Below are 18917 nucleotides of genomic sequence, written 5' to 3'. Positions count from 1 at the left end.
AATGAGCGTAACATTGGTGTACTACTTTTTGATTGTTTGGGGTAAGAATTACATCTTCTTACCCCTTTTTTATAACCTGAATCTGTCATTCAACACTTCTGCATGACTATCTAGGGTGACTCGATCGCCAACGACACCCGATCGCCCCCGGCTTTCTGCAACTTACCCAAGAGTTTGGCGAGTTGCTCATAGGCAACTTTGTTATCGGCTTTTAATAAAACAGCACCTTCGGGACTTTTGCCCAAATAGGTTTGCACCTGCGAGATCAAATCTGCTTCGGAAACCAGTTGGCTACCCACCGAAATTTGCCCAGTATTCGACAGGCTCACCATCAAAGGATCAGGCGTTTTTTCTTTGCTAGCTGGGGGCGCATCTGCCTTGGGCAGGTTAATTTTTAGGGCGCTATTATTCCCCGTCAAGGTCATGGAGACAATGATAAAAAAGGTCAAAATAGTCATGATCACATCCATCATAGGCACCAAGTTAACCTCGGGAATCTGCGAAGAAGGCTGATTACGACGATTGCGGGAATACATATCCTGTGCTCCTAGAAAACTGTTTTCTGCGCTGCATCAATCAAGCTTTATTCATGACTTGACTTGGCATAAGTTAGTTAGTTGTTGCAGTTTTTTCAGATCTTAGATTGATGCCATTCAAGTTTGAGTCAGATTCTGCTTCTAACGCATTCGTGTTTGAATCATCTCGGTTGGCTTCATACCAAACCTGCCGATAAATCAGTTCGAGGGCAGCGCCTACCTGGGAAAAGTACTGCATTTGCTTAGTTTGGAAAGTTACTAAAATTCTGAGGATACTTAAGGCTAAAATCGCCGCGATCATTCCTCCAGCCGTTGTGGTGAGGGCTTCCCCAATCCCGGCTGCTGCTTTACTAGCTTCTTCTCCACCTCCGGAGCCGCCAATGTTGAGGTTGGCAAAGGTGGCAATCAAGCCAGTCACTGTTCCCAACAGACCCAGGAGCGGGGCAATGCCCACAACACTTTCGAGGAGTTTGTCCCCACGATGCATTTCAATAAACTCGCGATCGGCTGCTGTTTCCAGGGCGAGGCGAAAGGTTTCTGGGGTGGGATCTTGGAGCCGCAAAGGGGCTAATAAAAACCGCCCGATCGGCAATTCCTTGGCTTGGCGGGCGATCGCTGCTGCATCTGCCAAATCGTAGTGGGCGGCTTCTAAAACTTCCCGCACAATACGATCTTCACGGCTCAGGAGTTGATACCAAAACCACGATCGCTCTAGTCCGCAACCAACCGTGGCGATCGACATCCCGACAATGGGGATCATCACCGGCCCACCAACAGCAATCAACTGAAACAAATTCGACATCGATTCCTAGCTCCTATTTGGGTTCCTGAACAATGGCTACGATCGGGCGATCAATGAATCCATATTTTGTGGAAGTTGATCATTGGAAATTAAACAGGCGATCGCCCAAGTCAATTCTGGTTTTGTGCGGCTGGGTTAATGTCTCATTGAGGTGCAACCCGCCAAACAACCACGATCGTGCCGCTGTTGTCAGCCGTGGGCACTAGGTTGAGGTAAAGCACCAAGCTGGCTTTTTTCACGCGATAAACAAAACCGCCGCCATATTGCTGATTGGTTTCTTGGGGATCAAAGCCGTTGTTGACCAGGTTGGTGCGGAAATAGGCATCAAAGAACGTCGTGGGATCTTCGCCAGCCACAAACTTCATGGCAGCAATTTCCGATCGAACCGTGCCAGCCGGGAAGAAATCATTGGGTTGAGCAAACTGAGCGGCGGTTGCATCCTCTGCCGCCAAACCACTCAGCACGCTGTAGATTTCGTTTGGCACTTCGATCGCCTTGGTCAAATCTCCCAAGCCAACAGGCTGCTCTGACAAAACATAAATTGCCCCCAATTCCTCCGCATTCAAAATGCTCAAAAATTGCGTTAACCCATCACGGGAAACCTGCAAAACAATCCCGCCGTTGGCACTGCCATTAGCCGGTTGAACTGAATACTTGCGAGCCGCCAATTCCTTTTGGAAAAATTGCGACACTTCCGCCAAGGATTTGCCCGTACTGAGGCAAGACTGCAAATTAAAGCAGCCTGGTTTTGCCCCTGGATATTGTGGAAAGTCTTGCCAGGGGTTGGCTCCGGTGGCGGGTGGGGCGGTGGTCGCGGGTGCAGTGGTCGCGGGTGCAGTGGTGGCAGGCGGGGTCGTCGCGGGTGGCGGGGTTTGGCGAGGCCGCTGCACGATCGGTCGCTGGGCTGGACGTGAAATAGGGCGGCTAATGGCCGGTCGTTGAATGGGCGATCGCGCGGGCGGTGTGGGTCGTGCCGGTGTCAGGGGGGCTGCCTTTGCGATCGGCTGGCCCGGCATGGGCAACTGCACGATGCGCACCTTTTTCTCTTGAGGATTGGTGGGCGGTGCTTTTGCCTCATCTCCAGTGGAAATGAAGCCGAGCACAAGATGCAGACCCAATGCCAACGCCATCGTGCCCCAAAACAAACCCTTCGATTGCGGAACCGGACTTTCTAAAACATGCAACCAAGCGATCGCCTCGGGGGAATCGTCATCAGGATTCGCCGCCAAATCGACCTCGATCGAGGGCTGAAACTCTCCGGTCTTTCGTTCAAAAGCCAGAGAGTCCAAATTCGGTAATGAAGGAAACAGTTTAGGTAAAGCCACGATTAGGGAGCGAGGAAGGAAGCGTCACGTCAATTGACGAGATAATTCACTAGAGGCAAGCAATGAAGGCAAACAAAACCACACAACATCATCAGAGAAGTCATTCGAGGTTAACGTCTTTGCTTACAAGGAAAGGCTGCCTTCGCAAATTCACTCATTTTCGTGAACTTGCAAAAACTGCCTTTGAGTTAACCTCGACATTCTTCAACAAACTAGTCAAGCCACTCCAGAAAGTTAATTACTTTTGATGTTGCTCAAAAGCATCTTTCACTAGCGGTTGGTATAGATTTGGTCGAAGACTGCACCCTCATCAAAGAACTTTTTGTTGACGGCATCCCATCCACCAAAGTCATTGACCGTGTAGAGTTTGTTCACCTTGGGGAATTTGTTTTCAAACTCACGGACAACACTAGGCTCCACAGGACGGAAGCCAAATTTGGCAAATTCGCGTTGGGCTTCTGGCGTGAATAGGAATTTCACGAAAGCTTCCGACACCGCCCGAGTGCCACGACGGTCAACAATTTTGTCAACGACGGCAACGGGCCCCTCGATCGAAATGTTGGTTTGCGGAACCACATAAAACAGGGATTGTTGACCTTGCAGCCCGGCCAAAATCACTTCGTTTTCATAGTTCAGCAACACATCGCCTTGGTTGGCTCGGAAAAACACATCCGATGACTCACGGGCATCCTTGGGCAGCACCGGCACCTTGCGATAAACCTGCCGCACGTAGTCCAAGGCTTGCTCTTCGCTACCACCGGTATGGGTAACTGAACCCCAAAGACCCAGGAAATTCCAACGAGCCACCCCGGAAGTTTTGGGATTGGCGGTAATGATACTGACTTCAGGCTTCAGCAAGTCTGGCCAATTTCGCACAGCCTTGGGATTGCCCTGACGGGTGACGAACGCAATCACCGATCGCGTCACGATCGCATTATTGGGCGCTTCACTTTCCCAACCGGGGTTAATTAATCCACCCTTTTCGAGGCGCTTGGTGTCTGCGGCCAAGGCCAACGCCACCACGTCCGCTTCTAGACCATCCAAAACCGCGCGCGTTTGGGATCCGGAGCCACCATAGCTGGCGTTAACAACAACATCTTGTCCCTGTTCGCGTTTCCATTTCTCCACGAACAACGGAATGATTTTGTCGTAGGCAGCTCTGGTAACGGCATAGGTCACCAAGGTAATTTCTACAGGCTTGTTCTGGCTAATTTGTAACGGCTGATTTTGGGGAGACGGATTGCCTAGGCGTGCGCTCGCCGCATTGGTGCTGGTGGGCGACAGTGCCAAAACACTGAGTCCGCTGGCCACGGCCAGGGCGATCGATCGCAGGGCTGTGCGGCGGCCAAGGCGCTGGGCCTTTGAGTTCAGGGGGTCGAGCTGTGAGCGGAGAGCTTGCAGGGATTGGAGGAGAGACAATCGCATGGTGCTTGGCTGAAGGGGGGCAGGCTGTTTTTTATAAACCCCGGTATTCCGATCGGCTTTTAGGATTTATTGAGCAAGATGATACTCATGCCCCCAGGGAAAGTCAATCGAATTTGCTCAAAAACGGTCTAAAAATCAGGGAATTCTCAATTAGCTCCGCAAAACAAAAGCCGCCTATCAGTTTGCTAAGCTCAAGACAAGATCTTTAGAATACAAAAACGGAATACAACAACCAAAATAGGCAATTCGGCACTTGAGCTTAAGCCAGCAATAGAAAGATGAAACTAAACAGAAAGCTCAAACCAAGCAAAAATTCAATCAAGAATCCAATCAAGAACCCAATCAAAACGGGGCGATCGAACTGAATCGATCGCCCCGTTTGATATCAATGGCAACTGATAGCAACTAATCGCCGCAATCAGTTTCAGCAGTTGTCCAGCAAACCCGCTGCCTTAGAACAGGCCCAAGGTCAGGGACTTGTCGATCGGCATGATTGCGCCGATACCCAACCAGATGGCAAAGGCAGTTCCAAACAGGAACGAAGCCATGGCCACCGGACGACGGAAGGGGTTTTGGAACTTGTTCACGTTCTCAATGAACGGAACCAGCATCAAGCCCAGAGGAATGCCGCCCATGCAGGCGATACCCAACAGCTTGTTCGGCAGAATCCGCAGGATTTGGAACACCGGATACAGGTACCACTCCGGCAGAATTTCCAGCGGCGTGGCAAACGGATCCGCCGGTTCACCCACGATCGCCGGATCCAGCACAGCCAGACCCACCATCAGGGCGAAGGTTCCCAGGATCACCACCGGGAACACATAGAGCAAATCGTTCGGCCAAGCGGGTTCACCGTAGTAGTTGTGACCCATGCCCTTGGCCAGCTTCAGGCGCAAGTTCGGATCGCTCAGATCCGGCTTTTTGAGGATGGACATCGCTAAACGCTTCTCCGTGAAGGGAATTTAAAACGGCAGGTGGGACAAGGGTGGAGCCGGTTGCTCCCTGTGTTCTTTAGTCCGATCCTGAACGATCCTTAAGACCAATCCTGAAGACCAATCCTAAAAAAGCTCCCGAGGGAGTTCAAGACGGCGATACACAATTCAACAACCGGCGAATGAGCACCAAGCCAGCCACACCCGGTAGCGCATCTTTAGAGGGGGCCCGAGATCCCTTGCTTGCGGATCATCAGGAAGTGCATCAGCATGAACACGGCGATCATCCAGGGCAGGACGAAGGTGTGCAGGCTGTAGTAGCGAGTGAGGGTGCCTTGGCCAACGCTTTCGCCACCGCGCAGCAGTTCAACAATGGTCGAACCGACGACCGGGATCGCCTCAGGCACGCCGGACACGATCTTCACAGCCCAGTAGCCCACTTGGTCCCAGGGCAGCGAGTAGCCGGTCACACCGAAGGAAACGGTCAACACGGCCAACACCACACCCGTTACCCAGGTCAGTTCGCGGGGCTTTTTGAAACCACCGGTCAGGTACACGCGGAAGACGTGCAGGATCATCATCAGCACCATCATGCTGGCAGACCAGCGGTGGATGGAGCGGATCAGCCAGCCAAAGCTCACGTCGGTCATGAGGTATTGCACCGACGAGAACGCTTCTGCCACGGTGGGCTTGTAGTAGAAGGTCATGGCAAAGCCGGTGGCAAACTGGATCAGGAAACAGACCAGCGTGACACCGCCCAGGCAGTAGAAGATGTTGACGTGGGGCGGAACGTACTTGTCCGTCACGTCGTCGGCGAGTGCTTGGATTTCCAAACGCTCGTCGAACCATTCGTACAGTTTCGACATAGCTGCGGAGTCCCTTGCTGGAAACGGATGAGGCTGAAACTTAAAAATGCATGGCGCTTTTTAAAAAATTTAACACACTGGAAATCCTCCCAACCTGATACGGAGACCCGATCAGTGGTGCGATCGCGCGGAGGGGGGGATTTACTTTGCCTTCGGGAGTGCCTGGCTATGGCGCTGACCCATCCGGGGAGTCCGTAAGCCATTCTCAGGAAGGGGATGGCTCAGGGGGCGATCGCGCCGGGACGGGTTGTCACTCGACCGCGCAAGTTAAACAATTTTGGGTAGGGTTTGAGGAAGCCCCTTTCAGCAGTTAGGATCGGTTTCATGCTTAAGAATCTGATTCAAAAACCATTTAGGGTTGGACTCCTCCTAGGGTTATGGGTGCTGCTGCTGTGGCTGGGTGGGCCCACCGATCGCGCTTGGGCCATGACCCAGGAGCAAAAGCTGCTGAGTGAAGCATGGCGAATTGTTAACCGCGCTTATATAGACGACACGTTTAATCATCAAAACTGGTGGTGGATTCGTGAAAAGGCGCTGAAAAAGCCCTTGCGCGATCGAACGGAAACCTATGGAGCGATTCAAGAAATGCTGGCGGTCTTGGGGGATCCCTTCACCCGATTCCTGTCGCCGGAGCAATATCGCAGTTTGCAAACCAACACCTCCGGGGAACTGACCGGGGTGGGGTTACAAATCGCGCTCGATCCCGAAACGGGCGCTTTGACGGTGGTGGCTCCCTTGGCGGGTTCACCGGCCGATCGCGCGGGAATTTTGCCCCAGGATCAAATTCTGAGCATTAACGGCATCCCCACCAAGGCCATGAGCTTGGATGAAGCGGCGGAGCGGATGCGCGGCCCCTCGGGCAGTCAGGTGCGATTGCAAATTCAGCGATCGGGGGAACCGGAACCTAAGGACTACGACTTGGTGCGCGATCGCATTGCGATTAATCCGGTAGTGGCGGAGTTGCGGCGCGATCAGGGGCGCAATATTGGCTACCTGCGCCTCAGCCAGTTCAATGGCAACGCAGCGGCGGAAATGGCCACCGCCATCAAGCAACTGTCGCGACAAGGGGCTGAGGGGTTTGTGCTCGATCTGCGCAATAATCCCGGCGGACTGCTACAGGCGGGCATTGCGATCGCCCGACAATGGATTGATAGCGGGCCGATCGTTTATACGGTGAATCGCCAAGGGGTGTTCGACTCCTTCGAGGCCAGCGGCAATGCCCTCACCGATGCGCCGTTGGTGGTGTTGGTGAATCGGGGAACCGCCAGCGCCAGCGAGATTTTGGCCGGGGCGTTGCAAGATAGCGGCCGGGCCCAATTGGTGGGCGAACGCACCTTTGGCAAGGGGTTAATTCAATCCCTGTTTGATTTGGCCGACGGCTCCGGATTGGCGGTAACCATCGCTAAATATGAAACCCCATCCCACCGGGATATCAACCAAGCCGGCATTGAGCCGAATCGCCCCATTGATGGCCCACCCCCGCTGCCGATTGGGGATCGATCCGCCCCCGATCGGGTCGATCCCCAATATGATGCAGCGGTGGAGACCCTACTGGCCAACTTGACGGGCACGGTAACGGCCCGTCGCTAAAATCAGCCGCAAAATCAGCCCCTGGCGCAATCATCATGCTCAGGGGCTATTAACTTGGCTATTCAATTTGCAGGTTTTGGCTGGATGCAGATTGGCCGGATGCAGATTGGCTTCAATCAGGCAACCATCACGAAACCCAAGCGCGTCCTAGAGGCGCTCCTCAAAGCGTTCCAACTGCTGAGGCTCACGCATCGGCAGCTCCACTGGTTCTAAGCGTTGCAGCTCCGGCAGGGCCACCGGTTGCATCACCCGCCGCTCCACTTGATGCAGCTCGATCGGGATCGCCCGACGAGTTTCCACTGTCGCTTGCCAATGTTCCGCCAAGGGCAAGGCCCGTTCCAAGTCTTCCAAGGCGCGGGGAATCACCATCACCGCGTGGAGTTGGCCAATCCGTTCTGCTTCAGCCATGCCAATTTGAATCGCCATGCCCACGTCAGCCACGGAGCCGCGAATGATGGCGGTGCAAAGGCCGTCCCCGATCGTCTCGTAGGCGGCCAACCGCACATCGGCTCCCTTGAGCATGGCATCGGCGGCTCCCACCATGGCCGGAAAGCCGACGGTTTCTAATAAGCCCACCGCTTGGTTAGCAAACGGGCTGCGGGGCATTTCCGCCAAAGCGTCCCAACTGGGTGGCCGAATCGGCAACACCGCATCCAAGTTGGGCAGCGGCCGCGGAATCACGGTTTTGCCCACCAGTTGCCCAAATTGTCCGGCAGTTTCTGCGCCAGCTTCCACAGCAATTCGCACATCGGCGACGTTGCCCCGCACGATCGCGGTGCAATGGCCGCTACCGGTTTTCTCGAAACCCACCAGGGTCACCCCCGACGATTTCAGCATCATGTCCGCAGTGCCGACAATTGCCGGAAAACTGCGGGTTGAGACCATGCCGAGGGCAGATTGATTTGCGGGAGTGGCAGCGGTCATCGGAGAAAAGGGAGGGACGCAAGGGGAACGATCGGGGCAATTCGGGGCAATTCAGAACATTGCTGCCTCTATCTTAGGCCTGCCACAGGTTCGGCCCGCCACAGAGATTGGCGCGATCGGGTGAACAGAGACTCAGGGTTCATCCCGATCATCCGCGCCTGGTGAGTGGACAGAGGGCAGTTGACCGGCTCCATGGGTTCCGTTCAGGGATTGCTGATAGGGAAACATCATGGACAGCAACCGATTCACGTGGCTGCGTCCATAGACTTCCACCTTTTGCTCCACAATTTGATGCTCAGTGGTTTGGGTAACGATCGCGCTTGGGGTAGGCGGCGGCTCGGCCACAGTCGGTGTCGAGGTCAGCGGCTCTGAGGTGGTTGAGGTTGCTGAAGTGCCGGGAAGAATGGCTGGCGTGGCGATCGGGCGCGGCTGGATGGGGCTGACACCGGGAGCCAAACCCGGCGGTGCTTGGTAGGGCACGGGTTCCGGCAAGGGCGGCGCGGCGGGCGGTGCAGGCGGAAAAGGACTTCCGGAAAATCCCGGGCGATAGAAACGGCCACTCCGATCCTGGCGTTCTTCATCGTCCTCATCCCAGGGAGAGGGCAACGGATCGGGCGGGTCGTCGGTCACCGGGGCGTTTGGTTGTGGGCTGGGGGCGATCGGGGTTTGGTTGAACTGAGCGGCGGCCGGTAAATCTTCAGCCCTCAAATCTCCCGTATTTAAATTCTTAGCCCCTGGATTTTCAGCCCCTGAATTTCCCGGATTTGAATTTTGAGTTCCTGAATCTCCTAGGTCTGAATCTCCTAGGCCTGAATCTCCTAAGTATTGACCCGGCGCAATTAGCTGACCAGGGGCGATCGACTGGTTCAAAACAGTCGTGCTGGGGCCAATGCAAGCCGATCGGCCCACCCGTACCGCGCCAATCAGCAGCACAGCGGCCCCCAGATGGGCCGAGGCTTCCAGGACAATTTGCCCCCCTTGACAGGCATGGACAACTGCGCCCATCCCGATCGTCACGTGGGGGCCGATCGTAATTCGGCTGCCCGGATCCGCCTGTAACAGCACCCCGGGGGCGATCGTCGCCGTTGGATCAAGCGTCACTTCGCCGGAAATCCAGGACTGGCGATCGTCCACCGGATGTAGCGGTTGCAGGGTCATCATGCGGCAGCCGAATAGGGGGATGGGGGCCTCCGGGTCTTAGCGACCGGGACGCTGAACCACTTCTTCGTAAACGCGCTTCTTGGCCGTCGGGTCGATGCCAATCACACGCACGTAGCTCGTGGGGTTATTTGCCAAGCAAGCCGTCAGGGCCGCCAGCACTTGGTTAGCCGAGGAGCCTTCCAGACCGCCGCAGCTCGTCCAAGCATTAGCCCGGAACCGACGCGCATCGGCATATTCAGCGCCAATTCGGTAGCCTTGGCTCAGGAGCTTTTGGATTTGCTGGGCCACGGCAGCGGGCACGTTTCCGGCACTTACCGGAGCAGAGCCATTGGTGCTGGCCGCCGCAGGAGCGCTGAAGCTCACCGCATTGTTGGCCGCTTGCACGCCGGGACGCTGAACAATGATTTCAGCGGCGCGGCGCTTGCTGCCGGGTTCCACAGCCACCAAACGCACATAGGCGGTGGCGTGCTCAGCCATGCAGGCGCTCAAGGACGTGATCGCCTCCCGTTCCGAAGTGGCTTGCACCGAACCGCAAGTCGTCCAAGCGTTGGCTCGGAAGCGACGCACATCGGCAAATTCCGCCGTGATTTTGCAACCCCGGGCTACCAGTTGCCGAATTTGGGCTGCTGCTTCCGCCGAAATGCCACCCGTAGCCACCGCTGCACCATTGCTGGCAGCGGCTGCCGAAGCACCGGTCACCGCCTTGGCTCCGGAACCGTCGGGCCGTTGAATCACCGATTCAAAAACGCGCTTCTTAGCCCGTTTATCAATCCCAATCAGGCGCACATATTCGCCCGCGTGGTCGGTCAAGCAGCCTTGGAGCTGGCTCAACACCTGGGACTCGCTGGTGGAGTCGATCGGCTTGCAGCTCGTCCAAGCATTGGCCCGGAAGCGGCGCGGATCCGCATGTTCCGTACCAATTTGGTAGCCCTGGGCTAGCAGTTGGCGCACTTGGGTGGCCAAATCGCCACCAACCGCACCATTGCTGGTCGGAGCTTTGGAGCCGTTGCCGTTACTGCTCGGTTGGCTGGCTTTGGCACTGGTGACCGTGCCTTGGCCCACCTTGTCGCCCGGGCGATGGACAACCGATTCATAAACCCGTTTCTTAACCGCAGGATCAATTCCGATCACCCGCACATATTCACCCGCGTGATCACGCAGGCAGCCTTCTAGGGCCGTCAGCACGTCGCTTTCATAGGCCGATCGCGGCAGGGCGCAGCTCGTCCAGGCATTGGCCCGGAAGCGGCGTGCGTCGGCATATTCAGCGCTGACTTGGTATCCCTGAGCCAGCAATTGGCGAACCTGTTGCACCAACTCGGCGCTCAACGTCGTCGTAACCACGGAACCCCCAGAACCTTCAGAACGATAATCTTGAACAGCAGAACCGTTGGCGGGCCAATTGCCCGTCGGGTTGGCGATCGCCCCCTCAGGCCAATGATCCAACCCGGCCAACTGGCGCACAAACTCCCGATCGCGCTCCCGAGCCACCGGCAACGCATCGGCCTGTTCCTGCGTCAGAATCGTTGAACCCGACGGCACGTAACGCCCCGACGGAATTTCCACGTCTTGAATCAGCACATGCATCATCACAATACAGCCATCGCCGACCCGCGCATTAAACACGGTCGATCGAAAGCCAATGAAGCAATCGCTGCCGATGTAGGCGGGGCCATGAATCAGCGCCAGGTGTGATACTGTCGCCGATTCACCAATCCAAACCGCATAATCTTGGCCGTCATCCCCCAACACACAGCCGTCGGCCAACCCATGGATCAACGCTCCATCTTCCACCGATGCCCCCGCACCGATGTGAAACGCTGCGCCCCGATCGGCTCGCACCGATGTGCCTGGCCCCACCCTTGCCCCAGCGGCGATCGTTACTTGACCAACCACATTGGCGAACGGATGAACTTGAGCCGTGGGATGGATGGCGGGCCGCACGGATTGATCGGAAGCCAGTGACTTCCGATCAATAACCGTTCCATTTGCCCCTCGCGATCCCATGCTTAAAACCTCCGTCACGACTTCACTAACAATTGCTGCGATTCGCTAGCGAATGCTGCAACCAGGAAGCTTCCTACTCAATCGCGGTGCAGGTGGCTGCGTTTGCGACCCAGGCTGGCAGGGCCGAACTGGCTGCCTTCCATGTCGTTGATTTAGATGATCAAGTGACTCCATTGAGTTGACCTGATCACTAGATCGCCGCACTTCAGTTGCCATTCACCCAAGTTGCCATTCACCCAAGTTGCCATGAGTCCCCATTGCCATTAGCCACTCTTAATTGCAAATCCCTGGAACAGACCTAGAAGTAAGTCCATAGACCATTCCTGGTAACTCCGCACTGGTGACCCTAATTCGGCAACCGGGCATTATTGGGCAACAGCAGCCGGTCTTCATCACTCTTGCTGTACAAGCGCATATTCTCAGCGCTCACGGTGTCGATGATCGCAATGGCCGCCGCGTCAATTGGACGACCTTCGCCCCCCTCCACTTGACGAGCAGCACTGCCCCGGGCCACCAGCACCCATTCATCCATGCCAGCCCCCACCCCGTCAGCCACCACCTCATATTTCGGCGTGAGCTGACCAGCCGCATCGACCAACTGCACTAACAGAAACTTCACACCCCGTAGGCTGGGTTCCTTTTGGGTGCTAACCACCGTGCCGCAGACCCGTGCAATTTGCATAGCAACTGATTCAAACCAGCACTGTGAACGATCGCGAAAACAACAGGCACTTTGAAGCTTTTTTTACGAGGACTCACCCTCAACACTCCTATCCGTTTTAGCCACTGACCTGATCGAAGCGATCGCCTCGATCAGAAAGTTCTAAAAACGCTTTGCAATTCAATAAATTGCATTGTTTCGGAATATCGGGACAAGCACTGACTAACCGACAGTGCGATCGAGTCGTTATCAGACCCAAACAAAAATTTTTGGCCCGTTGGATGAAGTTAGGTCTTAACCAATTTCGATAGGGCGATCGCGTCATGCCAGCGCATTCGGAACCTTGATCTCAACACCAATGGTTTAAGCTCCCCAGTGCCCTGGGGTTTGCCCGCTGATGGAGACGACTGATTCTCATGCTCGATCGCTTAAAAACTGCTGCCCGCTGAAATTGCGTCAAAGCCTAACGCAGCCAACTTCGCGCTTGGATGACTATTCCGAGAACTGTTGCACTGCCTCGGTGTAGCGGATCGGCAGCACATACTCCAGGTTTTCGTGGGGACGGGCAATGATGTGGGTCGAAACCACTTCACCACCGTTCACGCGGCGCACAGATTCCACGCCAGCGGCCACGGAAGCTTGCACTTCCGACACATCGCCACGGACGATTACGGTCACGCGGGCGCTACCAATCTTTTCGTAGCCCACCAAGGTCACCCGAGCGGCCTTCACCATCGCATCAGCGGCTTCCACAACGGCGGGAAAACCACGGGTTTCAATCATTCCGACTGCAATAGGCATTGCCGAACTCCTTATGTTGTGTCGTAAACGCGAATGTTGTAGAACGCCTTGGTTGTTTCCAAGGACGATCGTCCCTGCGCTAGTGCGATCGCGGCATTTATCGTACCCCCCTTGGGGATCTGGCGCTAGCCATTATTTCTCAAGAATTGGAAATAATACGCACGATAGAGCGCGGGTTTTCGTAAAAAAACCCACTGAACCCGCGATTCCCCCGCAGAATAGCGTTGACGAACTTCCCAAGCCTAGTTACGGCTCCCTACGCATTAGGCTACAGGGGGCAGCACCTAAGGCAATTCGCCCCGCAACGATTCGTTACGGATTGCTACCTGGGCAGGAATGAACGCTTTACTAACTAGTTTGCCTATTTCCTAGTGTAGTGAAAAGCGTCCCCAATCAGCTTTTTTAATCTCAATCGTTTTGATAACTTGCGGTTAAGCCCTCGTTCGCTTATCAGAAAATCAGAAAAATTAATCCCCCTGCAAAGGAATTGCAAAGTTGATCTCGATTGCCCAAGGCATCCCATCAACGCCTTTGCATGACCTTTGCATGAAATGATCAAAAACATTGGATCATCGTCTTCAACGTTGATATCCTCCCCAGCCTAAAGGCGTAGGGATTCCGGCCCTAACCGAACAACCGAAGTTGCTCGACTAGACCATGGGGTCAAAATACCCGATCGCCCCAGGTATGGCTCCCTTGGCAGCGGCACGAACCCAGCTACAGGGGATGCCAAACTGAGGATCGCAGAGGATCAAAACCGATCCAATCCCTTGCTAGGCTTAACGATGGCCGGCCAACTTGCCGTCCGTTTTGCGCCTGATTGTTTTTAGCTCTATTGCTGGCTATTGCTGGCTATTGCTGTCTTTTTCGCCTGATTGCGCCTTTTTGCGCCTTTTTAAATTTTCCTGTTCACCCTTACCTTGAGCGCGATCGCCCATGACCGCCTTACCCCCTCTGACTCAATGGCTGGTGCAAACCGTCTGGCTTGTGCCGGCCTATGGCTTGATTGGGGCGTTGATGACCCTGCCTTGGGCCACGGGAACCATCCGACGCACGGGGCCCCGGCCCGCCGCCTACATCAACCTATTGATGACGATTTTGGCCGCCATCCACGGCGGTTGGCTGTTTCGGGAGTTTTGGGGTCAGGAGGCGCAATACCTCAGTTTTAATTGGCTGGAGGTGGCGGATTTCAAGCTCTCCTTTGTCTTGGAGGTTTCTCCGGTCAGTTTGGGGGCCATGGAGCTGGTCACAGGGCTGAGTTTGGTGGCGCAGGTCTACTCTCTAGGTTACTTGGAAAAGGACTGGGGCTTAGCGCGATTCTTCGCCATGATGGGCTTTTTTGAAGGGGCCATGAGCGGCTTAGCGATTAGCGATTCTTTGCTGTTGAGCTACTGCCTGCTAGAGATGCTGACCCTTTCCACCTATCTGATCGTGGGCTATTGGTATGCACAGCCCTTGGCCGTTACAGGGGCCCGCGATGCTTTTCTGACCAAGCGGGTGGGGGATATTTTGCTGCTGATGGGGACATTGGCCCTTTCGACCCTCAGCGGCAGTTTGAATTTTTCGGACTTGGCGGATTGGGCCCAAACGGCTCAGTTAACGGACTGGCAAGCAGGTTTGCTGGCGATCGCCCTCATTGCGGGGCCCACGGGCAAATGTGCCCAATTTCCGCTGCACCTGTGGCTGGACGAAGCCATGGAAGGGCCCAATCCAGCTTCCCTGATGCGGAATTCGATCGTGGTGGCCTGTGGAGCCTATGTGCTGATTAAGCTGGCTCCGGTGTTGGCCCTGTCGCCCTTGGGGTCGGCGATTCCCATTGCCTTGGGAACCATGACGGCGATCGGGGCTTCGTTGGTGGGAATTGCCCAAATTGACCTGAAGCGGGCCCTGTCCCACACCACCAGCGCCTATCTGGGGTTGGTGTTCATTGCGGTGGGGTTGCAACAAACGGATGTGGCGTTGCTGTTGCTGCTGACCCATGCGATCGCGAAGGCGGCTCTGTTCACCAGCATTGGCGGTGTCATTCTGAACACCAGCACCCAAGACATGACCCAAATGGGCGGCCTGTGGTCAAAAATGCCCGTTTCGACTATGGCTTTTGTGGCTGGCTCCATGGGGATGGTCGCCCTGTTGCCCTTGGGATCCTTTTGGGCCATGGAGCGGTGGCTCAGTGAGCCAGCCATGCCCAGTTGGTCGATCGCGGTGGTCTTGCTGGTGAATGGCTTGACAGCACTGAACTTGGCCCGGGTGTTTGGGCTGGTGTTTGGTGGCTCCACACAACCCAAAACTCGCCGGGCCCCGGAGGTGGGCTGGACTATGGCCGTGCCGATCGTGTCCTCGATCGTCCTGACCCTGTTGGTTCCCTTGATGTTGGAGCGGTGGCAACTGCTGTTAACCCGGGTGGGAATGCTGCAATTTCCGATCACAGAAACGATCGCCCTGGTGACTTCGGCGGCCCTGGGCGCGGCGATCGGGATTGCCATCTATAGCTTTGGGGTTGTGGCGCGGCCGGTGAAGTTGCCGATTCCAGCCCTGCAAGACCTGTTGGCCTACGACTTTTATATCGATCGAATCTATCGGTTCACCATTGCCCTCGTGGTCGGGGCGGCGGCCCGGTTCACGGCCTGGATCGATCGCTACGTCATTGACGGCCTGGTGAATTTGGTCGGGGTAGCGGCCCTGTTTGGTGGCGAGGGCTTGAAATACAGCACCTCCGGCCAATCCCAAGGCTACGTTTTGGTGGTGCTGATCAGCGTCAGCATGATGGTGGTCTTGGCTGGATGGTCTCTGGCGCAACTGTGGTTCTAGGAACCCAATGGGCAAGAAACGGAAGATTCAGAAGCGAATAGCAGGCGAGTCACGGGCGAGCCACGGGCCAATAAACGGCTGATTGATGGCTGAGATAGATGATTGGTTGCTGATGATTGATGGCTGAGACAGAGAGGCAAAAACTGTGCTGCTGAGTTTGTTGGTTTGGATTCCCATTGTCGGCGCGATCGCGATCGCCCTTTGGCCCGGCAAAGTCAACGCCACCCAGGCCCGCCAGGCGGCCATCTTGAACTGGATTGGCCTGACAATTATTACCGGAGTGATCGTGACCCAATTTGACCCCGGCACCGATCGCCTGTCCCTGGTTGAATCCTTCCCCTGGATCGATCGACTCGGCCTCAGCTACAGCCTCGCCATCGATGGCCTGTCCTTCCCGCTGGTGGTGCTCAACACCATGCTGGTCGGCATCGCCATCTTCAGCACCAACGAAGCCATCAACCGCCCCCGGTTTTACTACAGCCTGCTGTTGTTACTCACCAGCGGTGTCTATGGAGCTTTCCTAGCCCAAGACCTGCTGCTGTTCTTCCTGTTCTATGAACTAGAACTCATCCCGCTCTATTTCCTAATTGCCATTTGGGGCGGGGCCCGGCGCGGCTATGCGGCCACCAAATTTTTGATCTACACGGCCGTTTCTGGAATCTTGATCTTGGCCGCCTTCCTAGGATTAGCCAGCGCCGCCGGTTTCAGCACCTTTGGCTATGAACCCCTGCGGGAATTTGCGATCGCCCAAGCCACCGCCCCCGAATCCCTCTTGCCTGCCGCGTCCCAACTCTTGCTGCTGGCGCTGCTCGTGGTGGGCTTTGGCATCAAAATTCCCCTGGTTCCTCTCCATACCTGGCTGCCCGATGCCCACGTGGAAGCCTCCACACCCATCTCCGTTCTGCTAGCCGGTGTGCTGCTGAAGCTGGGAACCTATGGCTTAATCCGGTTTGGGTTGGGCATGTTCCCCGAAGCCTGGACCCAAATTGCACCTTGGATGGCCGCCTGGGCCGTGGTGAGCGTGCTCTATGGTTCCTTTGCCGCCATTTCCGAAGGCATCGCCAATGGGGACATGAAACGCCTGGTCGCCTACAGTTCCGTGGGGCACATGGGGTTTATTTTGCTGGCGACGGCAGCGGCCACCCCCGTCAGCCTCATGGGTGCGGAATTTCAGATGGTGGCCCATGGCTTGATTTCTGGCCTGTTGTTTCTGCTGGTGGGGATTGTTTATAAAAAGGTGGGCACTCGCCAACTGAGCGCCCTCAGCGGGTTGTTTAATCCCCAACGGGGGTTGCCGGTGGTGGGGTCGCTGATGGTGTTGGGGGTGATGGCCAGCAGTGGCATTCCCGGAATGGCGGGCTTCATTGCGGAGTTTTTGATCTTCCGAGGCAGCTTCCCCACCTATCCGATCTATACCTTGCTCTGCATGGTTGGCACGGGGCTAACGGCGGTCTATTTCCTGATTTTGCTGAATCAGTCGTTTTTTGGGCGGCTGACGGAGCGGGTGGCCAATTTGCCCTCGGTGAGTTGGCTCGATCGGGCCCCGGCCATTGCCTTGGCTGTCCCGATCGCCCTGTTTGGTCTGCAACCCAGTTGGCTAGCCTACTGGAGCGAGCCGGTCACCACCGCGATCGCCCTAGCGGCCCATCACAGTCCCTAAATAATCACCGCTTCAGGCCCCGTTTCAGGGCTTTGCACTGCCCGATCGCCCGTCATCACCCCGCGATCGGGCACGAACATCACCAACCGCCGGCCGATTCTGATTGCTCCTTTGGGATCCTCATATAATCAGATCATCAGAACTGTCAGTTCCCAGAAGTCAAACTACGAATTCAAACTGCGAATTTAAACCGCGAATTTAAACCGCAAATTCAAGCTGTGAATTCAAGCTGCGAACTTCAACACCATTGCCCCAGCTTAAGGTTTTCAACCCATGCTCTCTATGACTGCCACCCATCCCCTAAACAGCACGATCGAGCGGCTCTTGCAAGGGGAAGCCATGCTGAAAGATAGCCCCAGCAACGTGCTGGAAGTGGTGGGCATTCTGCATAGCTACGGCATTGTTTTAGATGCCTATTCTAACAACCTAAACTATATTGCTCTGCATCAGTTTTTGCGATTTTTTCCATTTTTTAAATACTTTAATGGCGAAATTTCGCTACCGAAGTTACTGAAACATTGGCGGCATGATCGAATCAATTTTGAATATGCCGAATATTGCATGAAGGCTATGTTCTGGCATGGGGGCGGCCGATATGATAACTATCTAGATTCACCAGAATTTATTGCCCTGGCCAAAAAAGCGATTCGGGCCCGTTTTGCCAAAAACCCGATCGTCTTGGGAATGGATCAGCTCTTTCCTGAGTTTTTGCTAGAACAAGTGCGGCAATTAGCCTATTACCGAGCCTTGGGGCAATTTTGGCGAATCATGAGCGACATGTTCATGAGCCTTTCAGATCAGTACGATCGCCGCAAAATCACCACCATTCCCCAAGTGGTTCAACATATCCAAGATGGTCTGGTGGCGGGGGCCAATTCCCCCATTGAATATGCCGTGGAATTGGGCGGGGTGACCTATGACATTGTGCCCCGATCGGCCAAGATGACCTTCCTAATGGATGCGGCTGTGCCCTACGTGGAGGCGGTCTTTTTCCGAGGAACCCCCTTCAGCGGCACGATTTCCTACAATGCCCAAGCGGCCCGCATTCCCACCGAACAGGGCGATTTTGCCTATGGTGCGCTCTATGCTGACCCGTTGCCCGTGGGCGGCGCAGGCATTCCGCCAACCCTCCTGATGCAGGACATGCGGCATTTTGTGCCCGATTATTTGCACCAATTCTATGAAAATAGCCTGCGCCATGAAGACGATTTATTGGTGAAAATTTGCCAATCATTTCAAAAGTCCATGTATTGTGTCACCACGGCGGCTCTGCGTGGCTTGGCTCCCCATCCCCTGGAGTCGGTTGACCCGGCCCATCAATCGGCTAATATTGCCTACTTGAATGGTTGGATGGATCGGTTTATTTCGTCGCAGCTTGGCAATGTGAACCGTGATTAGGCATCAAATTCATCTGATAATTGA

The 18917-nt window shown here is 55.3% G+C and carries 15 protein-coding genes; 4 read left to right on the top strand and 11 right to left on the bottom strand.

The window, feature by feature from the left end; all coding sequences use genetic code 11:
- Positions 1-110 precede the first annotated feature (110 nt).
- The 6 genes from H6G53_RS11040 to petB all read right to left on the bottom strand — a co-directional run bounded on the left by H6G53_RS11040 (position 111) and on the right by petB (position 5886).
- Positions 111-536, bottom strand: coding sequence for a biopolymer transporter ExbD (locus H6G53_RS11040; RefSeq protein WP_190532872.1), 426 nt, complete (start codon positions 534-536; stop codon positions 111-113).
- 73 nt (positions 537-609) lie between these two features.
- On the bottom strand, positions 610-1338 hold the full coding sequence (locus tag H6G53_RS11035) for a MotA/TolQ/ExbB proton channel family protein (RefSeq protein ID WP_190532869.1): 729 nt from the start codon (positions 1336-1338) through the stop codon (positions 610-612).
- 143 nt (positions 1339-1481) lie between these two features.
- The gene (locus H6G53_RS11030) at positions 1482-2663 is read right to left on the bottom strand and encodes a hypothetical protein (RefSeq protein WP_190532866.1); all 1182 of its coding nucleotides are present in this window, start codon (positions 2661-2663) and stop codon (positions 1482-1484) included.
- 270 nt (positions 2664-2933) lie between these two features.
- Positions 2934-4088 (bottom strand): sulfate ABC transporter substrate-binding protein, encoded by a 1155-nt coding sequence (locus H6G53_RS11025; protein WP_190532864.1) that lies wholly within the window; start codon positions 4086-4088, stop codon positions 2934-2936.
- A gap of 452 nt (positions 4089-4540) precedes the next feature.
- Positions 4541-5023, bottom strand: coding sequence for a cytochrome b6-f complex subunit IV (gene petD, locus H6G53_RS11020; protein ID WP_099533292.1), 483 nt, complete (start codon positions 5021-5023; stop codon positions 4541-4543).
- A gap of 215 nt (positions 5024-5238) precedes the next feature.
- Entirely contained in the window at positions 5239-5886 is a 648-nt protein-coding gene (gene petB / locus H6G53_RS11015; RefSeq protein ID WP_099533293.1) for a cytochrome b6, read from the bottom strand.
- Positions 5887-6201: 315 nt separating this feature from the next.
- Here petB and ctpA point away from each other — a divergent pair, with 315 nt between their 5' ends.
- A complete protein-coding gene (ctpA, locus tag H6G53_RS11010) occupies positions 6202-7476 on the top strand; it encodes a carboxyl-terminal processing protease CtpA (protein WP_370567814.1) in 1275 nt (424 codons plus the stop codon).
- A 147-nt stretch (positions 7477-7623) separates the two neighbouring features.
- On the opposite strand, the gene H6G53_RS11005 is transcribed toward ctpA, so the two are convergent.
- From H6G53_RS11005 to H6G53_RS10985, 5 genes are all read right to left on the bottom strand, one after another.
- On the bottom strand, positions 7624-8400 hold the full coding sequence (locus H6G53_RS11005; RefSeq protein ID WP_099533294.1) for a BMC domain-containing protein: 777 nt from the start codon (positions 8398-8400) through the stop codon (positions 7624-7626).
- Between the two features lie 132 nt (positions 8401-8532).
- Positions 8533-9561 carry a hypothetical protein gene (locus tag H6G53_RS11000; RefSeq protein ID WP_190532862.1) on the bottom strand — a complete coding sequence of 343 codons (1029 nt, stop codon included), beginning with the start codon at positions 9559-9561 and terminating at the stop codon, positions 8533-8535.
- 36 nt (positions 9562-9597) lie between these two features.
- The gene (locus H6G53_RS10995; RefSeq protein ID WP_190532859.1) at positions 9598-11565 is read right to left on the bottom strand and encodes a ribulose bisphosphate carboxylase small subunit; all 1968 of its coding nucleotides are present in this window, start codon (positions 11563-11565) and stop codon (positions 9598-9600) included.
- A 346-nt stretch (positions 11566-11911) separates the two neighbouring features.
- Positions 11912-12247, bottom strand: a complete 336-nt coding sequence (locus H6G53_RS10990; protein WP_099533297.1) for a EutN/CcmL family microcompartment protein — start codon at positions 12245-12247, stop codon at positions 11912-11914.
- Between the two features lie 471 nt (positions 12248-12718).
- The gene (locus H6G53_RS10985; RefSeq protein ID WP_099533298.1) at positions 12719-13027 is read right to left on the bottom strand and encodes a carbon dioxide-concentrating mechanism protein CcmK; all 309 of its coding nucleotides are present in this window, start codon (positions 13025-13027) and stop codon (positions 12719-12721) included.
- Positions 13028-13981: 954 nt separating this feature from the next.
- On the opposite strand from H6G53_RS10985, the gene H6G53_RS10980 reads away from it, so the two are divergent.
- The 3 genes from H6G53_RS10980 to H6G53_RS10970 all read left to right on the top strand — a co-directional run bounded on the left by H6G53_RS10980 (position 13982) and on the right by H6G53_RS10970 (position 18893).
- Positions 13982-15835, top strand: coding sequence for an NAD(P)H-quinone oxidoreductase subunit F (locus H6G53_RS10980; protein WP_190527173.1), 1854 nt, complete (start codon positions 13982-13984; stop codon positions 15833-15835).
- Positions 15836-15983: 148 nt separating this feature from the next.
- Positions 15984-17495: an NADH-quinone oxidoreductase subunit M gene (locus tag H6G53_RS10975; protein WP_190527171.1), complete on the top strand. Its 1512-nt coding sequence runs from the start codon at positions 15984-15986 to the stop codon at positions 17493-17495.
- Positions 17496-17768: 273 nt separating this feature from the next.
- The gene (locus H6G53_RS10970; protein WP_190355494.1) at positions 17769-18893 is read left to right on the top strand and encodes a CO2 hydration protein; all 1125 of its coding nucleotides are present in this window, start codon (positions 17769-17771) and stop codon (positions 18891-18893) included.
- Positions 18894-18917 lie beyond the last annotated feature (24 nt).

It is taken from the genome of Limnothrix sp. FACHB-406 (assembly GCF_014698235.1).
In the GTDB taxonomy this organism is placed as follows: domain Bacteria; phylum Cyanobacteriota; class Cyanobacteriia; order CACIAM-69d; family CACIAM-69d; genus CACIAM-69d.
The sequence above is the reverse complement of the archived record's forward strand: the minus strand, read 5'-3'. Positions and strand labels throughout refer to the sequence as shown.

Excerpts from the sequence above, each read along its gene's own strand:
- H6G53_RS11040 (WP_190532872.1), bottom strand. The coding sequence starts at position 536 with ATGTATTCCCGCAATCGTCGTAATCAGCCTTCTTCGCAGATTCCCGAG.
- H6G53_RS11035 (WP_190532869.1), bottom strand. The coding sequence starts at position 1,338 with ATGTCGAATTTGTTTCAGTTGATTGCTGTTGGTGGGCCGGTGATGATC.
- H6G53_RS11025 (WP_190532864.1), bottom strand. The coding sequence starts at position 4,088 with ATGCGATTGTCTCTCCTCCAATCCCTGCAAGCTCTCCGCTCACAGCTC.
- petD (WP_099533292.1), bottom strand. The coding sequence starts at position 5,023 with ATGTCCATCCTCAAAAAGCCGGATCTGAGCGATCCGAACTTGCGCCTG.
- petB (WP_099533293.1), bottom strand. The coding sequence starts at position 5,886 with ATGTCGAAACTGTACGAATGGTTCGACGAGCGTTTGGAAATCCAAGCA.
- H6G53_RS11005 (WP_099533294.1), bottom strand. The coding sequence starts at position 8,400 with ATGACCGCTGCCACTCCCGCAAATCAATCTGCCCTCGGCATGGTCTCA.
- H6G53_RS11000 (WP_190532862.1), bottom strand. The coding sequence starts at position 9,561 with ATGATGACCCTGCAACCGCTACATCCGGTGGACGATCGCCAGTCCTGG.
- H6G53_RS10995 (WP_190532859.1), bottom strand. The coding sequence starts at position 11,565 with ATGGGATCGCGAGGGGCAAATGGAACGGTTATTGATCGGAAGTCACTG.
- H6G53_RS10990 (WP_099533297.1), bottom strand. The coding sequence starts at position 12,247 with ATGCAAATTGCACGGGTCTGCGGCACGGTGGTTAGCACCCAAAAGGAA.
- H6G53_RS10985 (WP_099533298.1), bottom strand. The coding sequence starts at position 13,027 with ATGCCTATTGCAGTCGGAATGATTGAAACCCGTGGTTTTCCCGCCGTT.
- H6G53_RS10970 (WP_190355494.1), top strand. The coding sequence starts at position 17,769 with ATGCTCTCTATGACTGCCACCCATCCCCTAAACAGCACGATCGAGCGG.